Source organism: Paenibacillus sp. Marseille-Q4541 (assembly GCF_018310695.1).
GTDB lineage: Bacteria > Bacillota > Bacilli > Paenibacillales > Paenibacillaceae > Paenibacillus.
The window spans coordinates 1-14695 of record NZ_JAGXCY010000061.1 but is presented as its reverse complement, the minus strand read 5'-3'; the positions used below and the strand labels follow the sequence as shown (position 1 = coordinate 14695).

Below are 14695 nucleotides of genomic sequence, written 5' to 3'. Positions count from 1 at the left end.
AGAACTTCAGCCTTCCAAGCTGATAGCGTGGGTTCGATTCCCATCACCCGCTTCACAGTAAACCCCTTCGCGAAAGCGAAGGGGTTTTTTTTATGTTTATATTTTCGCTGAAATGAAGATCTGATTATTCAGCTTGTTCTGATTTTGGCTCAAGTGAAAAGCTTTTGCGTCCATTGATCCCGAATGGTACATCACCCGCAATTGTAACTCGTCGCACAACACGGTGTGCATCACCATAATCATTAATTGCATAATGTTGTGTTGCCCGGTTATCCCAAATTACTACATCTCCTACAGCCCATCGCCAGCGAACAGTATTTTCAAGTCGTGTAACATGTTCTTGTAATATACTTAAAATTCGGTCGGAGTCTGCTGTTTTGAGTCCTGGAATTCTTCTTACGAAGTGTCCTAATAATAAGTGACGTTCCCCTGTTTCCGGATGTACCCTGACAATAGGATGTTCCGTTTGGTATAAAATAGAGGCAAAAACATTTTTATGACGCTGGATTTGCTCCTGTGTTACTTCGCTGCGTATGGTTGCTGCGTAATCATATGCATTCGTGTGAATCGCTCGAAGACTTCCTGCGAGTTCTTTTAGTTCAGGAGTTAAATCTTCATATGCCGCTGCTGTGTTAGCCCATACAGTGTCTCCTCCAGCTGGCGGAATAACGACAGCTCGTAAAATAGAAGCTTTAGGATAGGCTTCAACAAAGGTAACGTCGGTATGCCAGGAGTTAGCGCGGCCGCCATGAATGGAGTCAAGCTCAAGCACAGCACTTGTTCCATCTTTGACGGGAACGGTTGGGTGAGCATAAAGTTCTCCTAAACGTTTGGCAAAGTGCTCCTGACCTTCGTCATCTAATTGATGTTGCCCGCGGAAGAATAGAACTTTGTATGAGAGCAGAGCCTCTTGAATGGACTCGATAACAGCAGGTGAGAGATCAGCGGATAATTCGACACCTCTTACTTCAGCGCCAATTCTTCCAGCTACCGGAACGATTTCAAGCTGGACGACCTGGCTTTGGGTAAGATTACTCATGAATAAACTCCTCCTTGATATGTGGTCTGCCGCATAATAAAATTTGTAACTCCATTAAACTGATATGAGATGAATAGAAGAAGCCGAGCTTAGCATACAAAGTGAATGAAACAGTAAAATGTGTCGACTTAGTATGTAAGGGAATGAAGCAAACAAAGTAAAGAAGTATAGTAGCAATGTAAGTGGAGCATAGATGGCGAAGAAGGTAAGTCATACAGATCTTAGTAGCACATAGGTCTAAGAGATATACAGTCCAGGTGCATTGAACACTACAGAGGAACAATAGATGGCAGTATATCTATTGATTGCTAATCTTATTAACCTAGATAGGGACTTCGATGTTTAGTCAATTACTTGCGCTACAAATGAATCATTAATTGCTTTTGCAAAGTCAGGTTTCTTCTTCAGAAACTCATGATTTAGCAATATTTCGGAGGAGGCCTCTTGTGCTTTTAAAGCTTCAGGCGTATAAGCGGAGAGGTGATTGGCACTTCGTTCTAATACTATTTTGATAATTGGTGCGGGGATTTTAGAATATTTCTCATAAATTGCAGCGGCTTCATCCAGGTTATCGTGCTGCCATTCGAGCGCTTTTTTATACACTTTCAAATACTCAACCACAATGTCAGGGTGTTCCTTAGCAAAATCAGTCCTAGCGATCATGGAGACAGGTGCGTAGATTTCGTCTTTCACTTCAATGATCTTTGCTTTTTTCTGCTGCACATTTAAGGTTACATAAGGATCTAGAGTGACCCAGGCATCGAGTCTTCCTGTCTCAAAGGCGGCTAGAGCATCGTCTGCTTGCAGATTGATCTGCTTTACATCATCTTGCGACAAACCGTTTGCTTGTAAGATTTTAATTAAATACACATGAGAGGTTGTTCCTTTGGCCACACCAATCGTTTTACCTTTCAAATCGGCCACGGAAGAAATGTTGCTATCTGCAGGAACGATCAGGTTGTTCAGATTCTTACCATCTCCGATAAGCCCTACAATTTCAAAAGGCAATTGATTGGCTACGCCCGTAATGGTAGCTCCGTCACCCAGCCAGGAAAGGTCTACACGATTAGATACAAGGGCTTCTAGCAGCGGAGGGCCACTCGTGAATTTACTCCATTCGACTTTTGTACCTTGTGCCTCAAAGGCTTCGTCCACCCATCCTTTTTCCTGAGCGATTAGGAGGGGGCTAATTACTCCATTGAGAGCAAGATTAACAGTAACTGTTCCCTTAGATGAATTATTACCGGCCGCTACGGCTTCTCCAGATCCACTTGTGGATGGGGCAGTTGCGTTGTCGTTACTGCAAGCTGCAAGCACCATGATTAGAACGGATACCAGTGTGACAAGATTCGATTTTTTTATTGGACTGCGTGTCATTTTTTTATCTCCCATCCTGGGTTGTGGTTCTGGGTATTGAATAGCAGTAGCCCGTGAAAAGTGATGGACTAAAAAGGGCGGTCCCCGGCTATAGATACCCGTTCCGCGATTCGGCGATTCGGAAAATAATCGGAAGCTGCATAATGCTGGGTTGCCCGGTTATCCCATAAGGCGATGGAATTAGCTTCCCAGTGGAAGCGTACCTGAAATTCTGGAATGTGAGCTTGGCGAAATAAGTAATTCAGCAGTTTTTCACTTTCCTCTTCTGCAAGCCCTACAATGCGTACAGTAAAGGCAGCGTTTACGAATAATGTTTTTCTTCCTGTCTCAGGATGAGTCCGTACGACTGGATGTTCAGCGGCCGGGAACTCGGTTTGCTTGGCTTCTAGCACATCGGGCGGAAGATGGCGGCCAAAGGTAGAGGTGAAATCATGTATGGCTGTTAGTCCATCGATGTGTTCCTTCACCTCATCCGGCAAATTATCATAGGCGGCCCCCATATCAGCCCATAAAGTATCTCCTCCTAGAGGAGGAACTTCAGATAAACGAAGGACTGAGCCAAGAGCAGGTTCCAGACGCCAAGTGACATCGGCATGCCAAACATTTTCGTTCCCAGTCATATTGGCATTCTTCTCAAAGCGGGTAATTTCTTCGGCACTTCCTTGAGGTAGAAAAGGGTGTCTCTCGAGCGCTCCCCATTCTTTGGCAAAAGCGACTTGCTGTTCACTTGTAATTTGCTGATTACGGAAGAAGAGGACCTTCCATTCCAGGAAAGCACGATGAAGTTCTGCTTTTAAATCTGAGCCAAGAGGAGTTCCCAAGTCGACACCTTCGATCTCAGCTCCAAGCAGGGGACCCAAAGGTTTGAGTGTAAACAAAGTGTAGGGATGTTCTTCTTGATTGCCGTTCGGAAATCTATTTAATTGCCTCGCACCTGCCTTTAATTCTCTTACTGGGGCGTAACTTCGGGATAAATAACCGGTTTGATTCATCGTGTACACCTCTCTTAATATAATGTATTCCCACCTGTTTAGTGGTATTTAGATGCAAAAAAAAGACGACAGAATTTAGAGATCTCAGGGCAGTAAGTCCTGATCTCCAAATCTCTGGTCGTCCAGTTGATTCAGCATCGGGTCGCTAGTAAAGCGACTGTTATTTGACTTGTGATGAGCCAAATCTTATCGTCTTCAAACAAACTTGTCAACCCTTATTTTTATAAAAAATAGAAAAGTATGTAAATTTATTATGCTCTTAAATGGTCAATTTTTTCAGCAAAATGAGAAAACGGAAATAATGTTAAGGAAACATCACTGTATATATCTTAATCCACACTGAAATTATGGGGTATTGACAACGTCCTTTTTATTCTGATAAGATAGGCCAAATTATAACCAGTTATTTACAAATAAATGATTTTTACGAATTAACTGGACCACCAGAGATTCGGCAAGCATGATTTGTGCTGTCGGTCTCTTTTTTTATGGTTAGAAACGAAACACAATAGGCTACTAAAATGAATCGGGGGACTCCGGATGTCTAATGTATTAAGCTCAATACTAGAGGTTAGTCAGGTCAGCAAAACATTTCGAAATGAACAAGGAGATACACATGTGCTAGATTCGATAGATCTGGCCGTGAAAGAAGGAGATTTTACAACCGTCATTGGCCCCAGTGGATGTGGGAAAAGTACGCTACTTAAGATTATTGCCGGGCTTGATCTGGATTACGATGGGGAAATACTGCTGAAAGGAAAAAGAGTAGAACGTCCTTCTCAGGAGAAAGGATTTATTTTTCAAGAACCGAGATTGTTCCCTTGGCTGACTGTGGAGCAAAACATAGCTGCAGATCTGTCTCTCAAAAATCAGGAAACAAGGGATGGCGTAAACCGGCTGATCGAATTAGTTAAGCTAAGTGGCTTTGAGAAAGCATATCCCCGGCAGTTATCAGGGGGGATGTCTCAGCGGGTAGCTATTGCTCGTGCTCTTCTACGAAGACCAGAGGTATTACTGTTGGATGAGCCTTTTGGAGCACTGGATGCTTTCACCAGAAGTCATATGCAGGAGGCACTGCTTGATATATGGCAAACGAATAAAACAGCGATGGTACTTGTCACACATGACATTGATGAAGCAGTATTTTTATCCACTCGTGTGGTCGTAATGGACCGCCGTCCCGGACGGGTAAAATCCATTGTCCCGATTGATCTTCCGTACCCTCGAAAAAGAACAAGTCGTTCCTTTACAGAACTGCGTACTCACGTACTGGATGAGCTCGATCATCGGGAAGAACAGGAGGCGTATAGTATTTAATTGGTCATTGACTTGAAAATTTATTGTGAAGGGAAGAAGTAGAGATGGCTCTACCGCTTGCAGCACGTAAAAATACGGCCGTTCAGCAGAGGGGAGACCGAGCTGTTGGATTTAGATTTGGAGGCAAATGGCGACTCTTCCTGCGAGGGGCACTGCTCCCCGCCGGTATTCTTATTCTCTGGCAAATCCTGAGTGGAACAGGTGCAATTTCACAGCAGATGTTCTCATCACCTTGGCTGATTATAAAACAGTACATTCAGCTTACCGGTTCGGGGGAGTTACCGCATCATCTACGGATCAGTGTGGTAAGAGCTTCTCTTGGTTTTTTACTGGGTGCAAGCAGTGGATTGATACTCGGGATGTTGGTCGGCATGTACAGATCCTTTGAAGAAGTACTGAATCCAACCGTTCAAATGATCAGAACAATCCCTCTCCTTGCTATAACCCCTTTATTTATTATGTGGTTTGGTTTTGGAGAACTATCTAAAATATTACTGATTTCGATGGGCGCCTTTTTTCCGCTCTATGTAAATACGTTTCTTGGCGTACGTAATGTGGATGCAAAATTGTTTGATGTTTCCCGTGTAATGGAATTCAGCCGTTTTTCTCAAATGTTGAAACTCGTCATCCCTGCAGCACTGCCTAACATCCTGCTTGGGATTCGTTTATCGCTGAGTATTGCCTGGCTCTGCCTTGTCGTTGCTGAATTGCTCGGTGCAGATACGGGTGTTGGCTATATGATTCAGGATGCAAGGTCGTTTATGCAGACGGATGTGGTGTTTGTAGGAATTACGATTTTTGCTATCGTCGGGAAATTATCGGATTCGCTTGTCCGGATTTTAGAGAATCAATTACTACGCTGGCAGGATAGTTATAAGGGATAGGGATAATTGAAAAGGTAATTCAAAAGACCTCCCGGACCGAGCTGGCCCTGGAGGTCTTTTGTAATGCGAACTTTTTTAAAAACTTATTTACTTCGTTTCTTGATCCTCTAGTTCGGTAACTAAACGTTTCGCAAGCTGCTGTAGTACCACATCATCCATAGGTGGATTGTGAAGTCCAAACCGCACATCACGGTAATAGCGTTGTAAAGGACTGGTCTGGGAAAGGCTGTGCACACCTACGATACGCATCGCTTTATCTACAACAGAAAGTGCAGTTTGTATGGCAAAAACTTTAGCTGCCCCGAGATCGGGAGCGATTTGCCTCATGTTCTCCTCAGACGGAGACGGTCCGAGGTGCTCCCAACGTTCAGCAACACTGTATAAAAAATGTCTTGCCGTAGTCAGCTCAAGTTCAATCTGGCCAATCTTTTGCTGAATATGAGGCAGTTCTATAATGGGATGCGTCAAACTATTCGGCTGATAACTGGCTGCAAACTTGGCAGCTTCATTACGTGCGGCTTGTGCAATACCGAGATATACAGCGGGAATGTTAAGCAAATAGACATTGGGTATACCGGCTGGCTTCTGTGAACGATGCAGTACGAGTGCTTCTTTCGGCAGCAATACCTCATCTAGCACAAGATCATGACTGGCTGTTCCCCGCATGCCTGCCATATTCCAAGTGGGTTCAATAGAAACTCCGTCCATATCTTTATGAATCAAATATTCTGAAACCTCACCTGTATCCTCGTCTGTTGCGGATACGATAAAATAGGTGAGCGCTGTAGACAAAGAAGTAAATATCTTACGGCCACTCAGGATATATCCTCTGGTTGTATTTCGAGCTTTGGTCTGTGGTTTTCCTCCCCGCGAAGGGCTCCCTGTCGCGGTTTCTGAATCAGCTGCATTAATGAGAGTGTGAGCTGTAATTACATCATTACACAGGGCACGATAAGTGGTGTCTTTCCAAAGCCGATGGAAAGCAAGGTTAAACATCGTAATGTGGTGCCAGCCGATGGCTAGAGCAGTGGGTCCATCTACTGTGGCTATTTGTTCTTGGCACATTAGAAAGAGGGGGAGGGAAATCTGTGCGCCCCCAAATTCAGTCGGTATAGAATACGTATGATAACCTTCCGCAAGCAAAGCAGCTATCAGTCCTGAGTTCAGCTCATTGTTCTCATCAGCAAGCCTTGCCCCTTCGATGTGCCTAAGAGCCGTGTGACGTATGCGGATCAGCTTATCCTGATCGTCTTTAGATCTGATATAGGAGTCCTCGAATGATGACACGGATAACCATCCCCTTTACATGTATGGTGTATCAACAATAACCTGCTATTCGTTTTACTTTGTTCCGGTCACCTGTTTACGAATGTCATTCATCATCGTGATTGTATCCATGCTGGCATGGTTACCTAGAAGGATAATCGTTACTCCGTTGCCGAGGTCGCGCATAATTCCTGTAGAGTAACCTGTCCCAGAGCCATTATGGAAAACATTTAGGCCCTTGGTTGTTTCGCTTATCATCCAACCATAACCATAATCCTTCTCTGAGTAAGGAGTAAACATTTTTTCAAGAGATTCATCGCTTACTACTTTGCCATTCTTCAAAGCTTGGTCCCATTTTAGAAGGTCATCGACAGTAGAATAGAGCGTTCCTGTTCCTGATTGAGAAACGTAGTAATCGGCCGGCGTCCAGATTCCTTTCTGATCAACGAATCCCTTGATGGTATTTGTTGATTTCGTAGCTGTCCCGGTATCTTTCATCCCCAAAGGGGTAAACACATGTTTTTGTAAGTATGATCCGTATTCTTCACCGGTTACTTGTTCCAGAATGTAGGCTAATAGGATGAAGCCATTATTGCTGTAACGATACTCTGCTCCAGGCTCGGCCATTAGCTTTTTGGTACGAATTTCGTCCAGCGTATCCTCAAGCGTAATCCCTTCTTCTCGTGTGAAATTGGAAGGCAGCCCGGAAGTGTGAGAAAGGAGCATATGCAAGGTAATCTCATCTCCGCGATCTATTCCCTTCACGTATTTGGACAACTTGTCCGTTAGGGAGAGTTTTCCAGCTTCTACTTGCTGCATGATGGCGGCAGCTGTAAAGCCTTTGGTAATGGAAGCAATTCGGGATTTTTGGTCCGGCTTTACGAGTATATTTTCTTTTGATAGCCCATATCCCTTACGCAGCTCTACTTCTCCGTCCGTAGCTACGAGTGCTATTCCAGAAAATCCTGATTTCAGCAAATAAGAATCGATGAATACTGCTTCTTTACGAACTTCAGTCACTCGGTCTGACTTCAAAACAATGTTCATGTGAGTGGATGTATTTGTTAGCTGGAGTGTTGACTTCATTGCATCGGATAGAGAACGAAGCGGGATCATCAGTGTCCCGCCCATGTTTTTGGAAGCAGCAGGCAAGGTAAGGACGACATCATTTACTGTAATGATATTAGTCCCTCCTTGGTGGGAGATGATATCCCCGTTGCTCTCGATTTGCACGGTTTGGGTCGCTTGGTTCCATTTTACCTTCCCTTTAAGTGCGGCAGCCGCTTGTCTGAGAGGAGCGAACGTCGTTCCATTTTGCACAAAAGGGGGAAACTCCCATGTTACCGACTGTGAGTCAACTTCAATATTTGCAGGTTTCGTTACCATAGAGGAAGCAGAAGCAGCATAGACGGTCCCTGCTAGTGTTCCTGCTGGAGCAAGAACAAGGCCTGCAGCCAAAAGTAAAGTGAACAGTTTCTGAGCGTTCCTTGATGTATATCGTTTGGTAGAAATCATGAAGTGTTAAGTCCTCCTGACATGAATTTATTCAAAAAAGCCTTCTAGGCGAACAGCGTTCACATGAAGATACTGGTATTTATTTTAACGAATGTAAGAGTGGTAAACAACCCATATACTGGATGTCCTATTATAATAAGTCACCCATGAGAAAGGCTGCACGAAAACGCAAGCCGTAAGCCGCAAGCCGCAAGCCGCAAGCTGGAAGACGCAGAGGAGATCATAGAGCAGAGTAATAGAATTAAAATAAATAATAGGCAGTTCCATAATTGTAGGTTCACTATACTATTAATAAATTGTTTAAATAACTTGTATAAAAAAGCACGAATAGATCGTGTTTTTTATTTTACCTAGTTTTTTAACTCGGGTTATGTACTAGATTACTATTTATTTGCACTATTTAATAATTTGTGTCACTTTACTTAACATATTATAATAAAAATGATTGTTAAATTATCCAATAGTTGATAGAATCTGCTTAAGATTATCGAAGAGACGGAGGTAAAATGATATGAATAAAAAAATTGGTGTCATATTACTTATCTTTATTGTGTCTGTATTATCTGCTTGCGGTAATGAGGCGAGTCCATCTTCAGGTACTAGTGGTGAAGGGAAGACGACAGAAAAAATAAAATTCGCCACTGATGCGGCGTACGCACCAATGGAATTTATGGACAAGGGTGTAATTACGGGATTCGATATTGATTTTGTAGCAGCGGTCATGGATGAGGCTGGAATTGACTTTGAAGTGACGAATACAGGTTGGGATGCGATGTTAACAAGTGTTAAGCAAGGAACGGAATACAAAGCTGGGATTTCTAGTGTATCCATTACGGAAGAGCGTAAACAATCCTATGACTATTCCTTGCCTTATTTTGAATCGACGAACATGATCTTGTTTAAAGAAGGGGCAGGAATTACGAGTGCTCTTGATCTAAAGGACAAAAAAGTGGCAGTACAAGGTTCAACAACAGCGGATACGTTAATGACAGAAATTGTTGGCAAAAGCAATAGTAACTTAAAAAGACTAGACAGTAATGCGCTTGCACTGATGGAACTTTCTGGCGGTGGTGTGGATGCGGTTGTAGCGGACGTAGCGATTGTGCAGGAGTACATGAAAAACAACCCTGACAAGCCGTTTGACTCCGTACTTGATCCAGAGAACTTTGCTTCAGAATATTATGGCATTCTTTATCCCAAAGACAGTGAATTGAAAGCTAAGATTGACCCAGCAATCAAGGCGATCATTGAGAGCGGGAAATATGCAGAAGTCTACAAAAAATGGTTCGGTGAAGAACCGGATATGACTCGCTTGCAAGAAGAGATTAACAAGGCTTCGAAGTAAATCACCTCATAGCAGGAATCAACCGGAGAGCTTGTGTCAGCAATAGTGCCGGCACAGGCTCTTCTTATGCTTAAGAAGAAGGAGTGCTTGGTATGGATTTTCGCTTTGATATCGTCATTGAATACTTACCTTTAATTCTAGAAGGAACTCTACTCACTATTGGGTTATCGATCATATCAATACTGCTCGGTGCTATGCTCGGTTTTGTCGTCTCACTTGGTAAAATGTCCTCAAAGCTTTATCTTCAGTGGCCAGCCAGTTTATATATTAACTTCTTTCGAGGAACTCCGTTTTTCGTACAAATTCTCATTATCCACTTCGGTTTTGTGCCACTCATTCTTGGTGAGTCGAATGGCCTTATAGCGGGAGTTCTAGCCATGACACTGAATTCAGCAGCATATACGGCAGAGATCTACAGAGCGGGAATTCAATCCATCGACAAAGGTCAGTCTGAAGCAGCTTATTCTCTTGGTATGACCAAGTTTCAGGCGATGCGCCATATCGTTATTCCTCAAGCAATAAGAAGGATGATCCCTGCGTTTGGTAATGAGTTTATTGTGCTAGTCAAAGATTCTTCTTTACTTGCTGTTATATCAGTCCAAGAAATTATGTATTATAGCCAGATGATGAGCGGCCAATATTACGCCGTATGGGAACCTTATTTGACAGCGGCACTCCTTTATTTTGTTCTTACTTACGTTCTCAGCAAACTACTATATTATTTGGAGCGTCGACTAGTTTACTAATTTTTAAGAAAGAATGATCGTCATTCTATTGGAATATGAGATTCATCATAAAATATTGGTTCCTGTATGCCGATATATAGAATACTTTTGCAATGGTTGCTCAGATATACCTAATCTGAACTCATTTCATTTGTACTTTTGTATGTTTAAGCTAGAAGGGGGCTATTTTTTTGAACAAAACACCAAAGAAAAGCTTGATGTCGATAAGAGTGAAACTGATTTCTGCGTTTGTCCTCTTCTTGTTCATACCAAGTATTATTACCGCTGTATTTTCATTTAGGACAGCTGATAACGAGATTAGGGAGGCTGGCCAAGAAAACGGGAAGCAATCCATGACGCTGGTGAGTAAGCAGATTGACTCTCTGATTGAGGGCCAGAAGGCAAACATTGGGCTTATTTCAATGCAAACAAGTGGAACAGAGATTGTAAATAGAGATGCAAATGTACAGCAGTTGCTTGATAACATGAGAGATAGCAATCTACAGATCGAATCCATACTGCTTGTATCGGACGTAACAGGAAAACAAATGAAATCACCCGCAAAGAGTAACAATGCAGCGGTGAAAGATGTAGATTGGTACAAAGAAGCTTTGGAAACGAGTGAAACGGTCATTAGCGTACCGTACAAATCAGCGGTTACGGGTAATGTCGTTGTGACATTAGCAAGACGTTTATCTGATGGACAAGGGGTAGCCAGCATTCAGCTAGGTCTGAATTCCCTTGCATCTACAGTGAATGGAATGAAAATAGGAGAGGAAGGATCCATCTATCTTGTTGATCAAAAGGGGAATTACCTGGTAAGTACCCATTTTGGAGCGGGTTCCAGTGCAATTGAAACCTTATCGGATCAGATAGTAAATGCCCAGGATGGGGTTCTACAGTATTCTCTAGCGGGTCAGGACAAGTACGGTTACTTTATAACACATCCTACGACAGGGTGGAAGATCGTAGCGGAGGTAGATCCGGAAGAGTATATGAAAGCATCGGTCCCAATGGTACAAACACTAGCTATTGTGCTCTTGGTTTCAACCATTGTTGGACTTCTGATTATGATTCCAATTATTCGCAGTCTGCATAGGCCGATTAAGGCATTAGTTTCTGCTTCAAAGAATGTTGGTGATGGTGACTTAACGATCGACCTGTCTGTGAAGCGGCGAGATGAATACGGTCTGATGGCTGAAGGGTTTAATGCGATGACAGGTTCGCTCCGTGCTGTCCTGGGCGAAGTTAGTGATACTTCTCAGCAGTTAGCGGCTTCTTCTCAGCAGCTGGCAGCGAGTTCAGAGCAAACGACCAAGGCCACGGAACAGGTGGCCACCATTATGCAACAAACAGCTATCGGAGTAATGCACTCGAATCAAAGTCTTGCAGAGGCGAAGCAGCAGGTCGCTGAAATGTCTGTAGGTGTCAAAGAGATCACTCTGCAAGCAGAGGATGTTTCTATTGCTACAGAGCAGGTATCTATAGAATCTCAAGCAGGTATGGAACAGATCGAACAGGCGAGTATGCAAATGAAGCAAATTGGCACATCTGCGTCGAATCTGAATGATGTGATTGAAGGGCTTGGCAGTAAAACAGTGGAAATCCGTCAAATTGTAGAGATGATTACGAATATTGCGAAGCAAACCAATATTTTATCGTTAAATGCTTCGATTGAAGCTTCGAGAGCAGGAGAGCATGGCCGTGGATTCGCCGTCGTTGCCAAAGAGGTAAAGGAACTTGCAGAGCAATCTGCTGCCTCAGCAGCAAGTATAGCAAAGCTTACGCATGATATGGAGCAGGGAACAACGGAAGCGTCAGCCTCCATGTACTCAGCATCTCAGGAAATTGATAAAGGTATTGAAACTGTCATTGAAGCAGGTGATCGATTCAGATCAATACTGGTATCTATCCAACAAGTTGCAGCACAGATGGGTGCGGTTTCGGCGGCTTCTAAACAGATGGATACTTCAATGGACCAAGTAAATGAAGTGTTTGAAATTGCTCTAGCGATATCTGATGAAATCGCATCAGGCGCACAGGAAGGTTCGGCTGCTTCAGAAGAACAACTTGCGACCATGGAAGAGGTGGCATCCTCAGCAGCAGCTTTATCCAATATTGCTGATGAGCTGCAAGATATTATCCAACGTTTCAAATTATAAAGATAGCAATATGAGAAAAAGACGCATCATTCCGGTAAGAGGGATGATGTGTCTTCTTTCATTTACGCTATTATTCAGGGTGTAGGCGAGGGGATGATGGCCTGCCTTACGAAACCACCAGAGCGTGATAGCAGCTCACGTGCTTCTTCGGCATTCGTGCTGGTCATCAGCATAACAATGGCTGTCTTTACATGACCACCAGATTCGTTATAAGCAGTGTCGATCTCCTCTTCGGCTGCTCCGGTCGCTAGATGGATGATCCGCTTCGCTCGGATGACGAGCTTTTCGTTGGATGGATTCAGATCAACCATAAGATTTCGGTATACTTTACCAGAGCGAACCATGGCGGCTGTCGTCAACATATTAAGGATCAGCTTCTGGGAAGAGCCGGACTTCATCCGGGTCGAGCCCATAATGACTTCTGGTCCTATGACGGCCTCAATCATCGTGTCAGCATGAGGAATCATCGCTGAATCAGGATTGTTACAAAGTCCAACCACATAAGCACCGCTTGCTCGCGCTGCTTTCATCGCGCCCAGCACATAAGGCGTTCTTCCGCTCGCAGCTATACCGATTAAGACATCGAGTGGACCAATTTGGTGGGAGGAAATTTCCGATCTACCTAATTCCTCACTATCCTCTGCGCCTTCCACCGGCGTTCTTACTGCTTCAAAACCTCCAGCAATGAGTCCCTGCACAAGGGAAGGATCTGTTCCATATGTAGGAGGGCATTCGGAAGCGTCGAGAATGCCGATTCTTCCGCTTGTGCCAGCGCCGATATAGAAGAGGCGCCCTCCTGAGGCAAAACTCTCAACAATCTGATCAGCAACCTTCGCTATCTCAGGGAGTAAAGTTTCAATAACCCCGGCAATACCTTGATCTTCCTCATTAATTAATTTCATGATCTCCAGGGAACTCATTTGATCAATATGTTCTGTTCTCGGATTGGGCTGCTCTGTAATTAAACGGTGAAGTCCTTGTTTCATAAGTAACGGCCTCCTATTCTTACCTGGCTGATATGTAATTACTTCTGCTTCAAGTAGACCCTGTTTCTATCTATATCTACTTCTTTTATTATATTTTCTCTATTCACTGAACAGTTGCTGCGCAAGCAGGGCAGCGCCGTAAGCTGGCGTACGATTCTCGGAACTGACGATTGCTTGAATCCGAGGGAAAGTGGTCTGTACATTCTGGGTGAAACATGTCCTGAACAAGGGAGAGTGAAGAAAAATAGAACCTGCTAGAACGATATCTTCCTGAAGATAAGGGTGGGATTGCAGCAGTGCGATTGTTGTATTTGCGAGTGCAACGGCTTGGGATTGGATGATATTCTGTGCAAGTTCATCGCCGAGTTCGGCTGCCTCTATACAGAGCTTAGCTACTGAGGCGATTTGTTTTTTATCAAAAGGCAGACCGTAGATTACAGTTCGAAGTTCAGTGATATGACTTAGATTCCATGCTTCGCATAGTAGTGAGGTTAGCATCGTATTCGGGAGGACGCGATCATGACTCTTCATCACTCCCTGAAGGGTGTGAAGTCCGATCTGATATCCACTGCCCTCATCACCGAGTAGATGTCCCCAGCCACCTGTGCGGACAGCAGCACTATTTGGCGGAAATCCATAAACAATAGATCCTGTCCCTGCAATAACAAGGACTCCGGTACTTTTTCCGGTGGCGGCCATTAATGAGATCTCGCCTTCCGTTTGAATACTAATTCTAAAGGACATCTGTTGTTTTTGTTGATAACTTACTACTTGGTCTTGTATCACTTTTTTCTCATAATCGTGATATACACCTGACATACCAAGACAAATACCTTCACACAAATATTGTTTCTTATCTATCGTTTGAAAAACTTCATCGAGCACTTTTTCGAGTTCATTTGCTGCATTTTGGGGTGTGGTAGCATATGGATTTGTCGAACCACTGCGGGATCTAGCAACAATTGACTGATCTTCAAGCATGGCTATAACCTCTGTTTTGGAACCGCCTCCATCCACGCCAATAAAGACTTTCATGAAAATGTCTCCATTCCAATTTTTTATAGATTATAGGGTATATTTGTAAGGA

Annotated in this window: 12 protein-coding genes; 5 read left to right on the top strand and 7 right to left on the bottom strand. The window is 43.6% G+C overall.

The window, feature by feature from the left end; genetic code table 11:
• Positions 1-124: 124 nt before the first annotated feature.
• The 3 genes from KFT32_RS26425 to KFT32_RS26415 form a co-directional block, all read right to left on the bottom strand.
• Positions 125-1039 carry a TauD/TfdA dioxygenase family protein gene (locus tag KFT32_RS26425; protein WP_211750328.1) on the bottom strand — a complete coding sequence of 305 codons (915 nt, stop codon included), beginning with the start codon at positions 1037-1039 and terminating at the stop codon, positions 125-127.
• 342 nt (positions 1040-1381) lie between these two features.
• On the bottom strand, positions 1382-2416 hold the full coding sequence (locus KFT32_RS26420; protein ID WP_249436159.1) for an ABC transporter substrate-binding protein: 1035 nt from the start codon (positions 2414-2416) through the stop codon (positions 1382-1384).
• Positions 2417-2484: 68 nt separating this feature from the next.
• Positions 2485-3408: a TauD/TfdA dioxygenase family protein gene (locus tag KFT32_RS26415; RefSeq protein WP_211750326.1), complete on the bottom strand. Its 924-nt coding sequence runs from the start codon at positions 3406-3408 to the stop codon at positions 2485-2487.
• 540 nt (positions 3409-3948) lie between these two features.
• On the opposite strand from KFT32_RS26415, the gene KFT32_RS26410 reads away from it, so the two are divergent.
• Together KFT32_RS26410 and KFT32_RS26405 are read left to right on the top strand one after the other, a co-directional pair.
• Complete coding sequence (locus KFT32_RS26410) at positions 3949-4725, top strand: ABC transporter ATP-binding protein (RefSeq protein WP_211750325.1); 777 nt, start codon at positions 3949-3951, stop codon at positions 4723-4725.
• 44 nt (positions 4726-4769) lie between these two features.
• The gene (locus KFT32_RS26405) at positions 4770-5609 is read left to right on the top strand and encodes an ABC transporter permease (protein ID WP_211750324.1); all 840 of its coding nucleotides are present in this window, start codon (positions 4770-4772) and stop codon (positions 5607-5609) included.
• Positions 5610-5696: 87 nt separating this feature from the next.
• Here the strand turns inward: KFT32_RS26405 and KFT32_RS26400 are convergent, their stop codons facing one another.
• Together KFT32_RS26400 and KFT32_RS26395 are read right to left on the bottom strand one after the other, a co-directional pair.
• Positions 5697-6896, bottom strand: coding sequence for an acyl-CoA dehydrogenase family protein (locus tag KFT32_RS26400; RefSeq protein ID WP_211750323.1), 1200 nt, complete (start codon positions 6894-6896; stop codon positions 5697-5699).
• A 54-nt stretch (positions 6897-6950) separates the two neighbouring features.
• On the bottom strand, positions 6951-8390 hold the full coding sequence (locus KFT32_RS26395; protein ID WP_211750322.1) for a serine hydrolase domain-containing protein: 1440 nt from the start codon (positions 8388-8390) through the stop codon (positions 6951-6953).
• A 511-nt stretch (positions 8391-8901) separates the two neighbouring features.
• On the opposite strand from KFT32_RS26395, the gene KFT32_RS26390 reads away from it, so the two are divergent.
• The 3 genes from KFT32_RS26390 (at position 8902) to KFT32_RS26380 (ending at position 12622) form a co-directional block, all read left to right on the top strand.
• A complete protein-coding gene (locus KFT32_RS26390; RefSeq protein ID WP_211750321.1) occupies positions 8902-9735 on the top strand; it encodes a transporter substrate-binding domain-containing protein in 834 nt (277 codons plus the stop codon).
• 92 nt (positions 9736-9827) lie between these two features.
• Positions 9828-10481: an amino acid ABC transporter permease gene (locus KFT32_RS26385; RefSeq protein ID WP_211750320.1), complete on the top strand. Its 654-nt coding sequence runs from the start codon at positions 9828-9830 to the stop codon at positions 10479-10481.
• 170 nt (positions 10482-10651) lie between these two features.
• Entirely contained in the window at positions 10652-12622 is a 1971-nt protein-coding gene (locus tag KFT32_RS26380; RefSeq protein WP_211750319.1) for a methyl-accepting chemotaxis protein, read from the top strand.
• A gap of 74 nt (positions 12623-12696) precedes the next feature.
• Here KFT32_RS26380 and murQ read toward each other — a convergent pair whose 3' ends face one another.
• Together murQ and KFT32_RS26370 are read right to left on the bottom strand one after the other, a co-directional pair.
• Positions 12697-13608: an N-acetylmuramic acid 6-phosphate etherase gene (murQ, locus tag KFT32_RS26375; protein ID WP_211750318.1), complete on the bottom strand. Its 912-nt coding sequence runs from the start codon at positions 13606-13608 to the stop codon at positions 12697-12699.
• Positions 13609-13707: 99 nt separating this feature from the next.
• Positions 13708-14643 (bottom strand): ROK family protein, encoded by a 936-nt coding sequence (locus KFT32_RS26370; protein WP_211750317.1) that lies wholly within the window; start codon positions 14641-14643, stop codon positions 13708-13710.
• Positions 14644-14695: the final 52 nt, after the last annotated feature.

Excerpts from the sequence above, each read along its gene's own strand:
- KFT32_RS26405 (WP_211750324.1), top strand. The coding sequence starts at position 4,770 with ATGGCTCTACCGCTTGCAGCACGTAAAAATACGGCCGTTCAGCAGAGG.
- KFT32_RS26420 (WP_249436159.1), bottom strand. The coding sequence starts at position 2,416 with ATGACACGCAGTCCAATAAAAAAATCGAATCTTGTCACACTGGTATCC.
- KFT32_RS26415 (WP_211750326.1), bottom strand. The coding sequence starts at position 3,408 with ATGAATCAAACCGGTTATTTATCCCGAAGTTACGCCCCAGTAAGAGAA.
- KFT32_RS26425 (WP_211750328.1), bottom strand. The coding sequence starts at position 1,039 with ATGAGTAATCTTACCCAAAGCCAGGTCGTCCAGCTTGAAATCGTTCCG.
- KFT32_RS26370 (WP_211750317.1), bottom strand. The coding sequence starts at position 14,643 with ATGAAAGTCTTTATTGGCGTGGATGGAGGCGGTTCCAAAACAGAGGTT.
- KFT32_RS26390 (WP_211750321.1), top strand. The coding sequence starts at position 8,902 with ATGAATAAAAAAATTGGTGTCATATTACTTATCTTTATTGTGTCTGTA.
- KFT32_RS26395 (WP_211750322.1), bottom strand. The coding sequence starts at position 8,390 with ATGATTTCTACCAAACGATATACATCAAGGAACGCTCAGAAACTGTTC.
- KFT32_RS26410 (WP_211750325.1), top strand. The coding sequence starts at position 3,949 with ATGTCTAATGTATTAAGCTCAATACTAGAGGTTAGTCAGGTCAGCAAA.
- murQ (WP_211750318.1), bottom strand. The coding sequence starts at position 13,608 with ATGAAACAAGGACTTCACCGTTTAATTACAGAGCAGCCCAATCCGAGA.
- KFT32_RS26385 (WP_211750320.1), top strand. The coding sequence starts at position 9,828 with ATGGATTTTCGCTTTGATATCGTCATTGAATACTTACCTTTAATTCTA.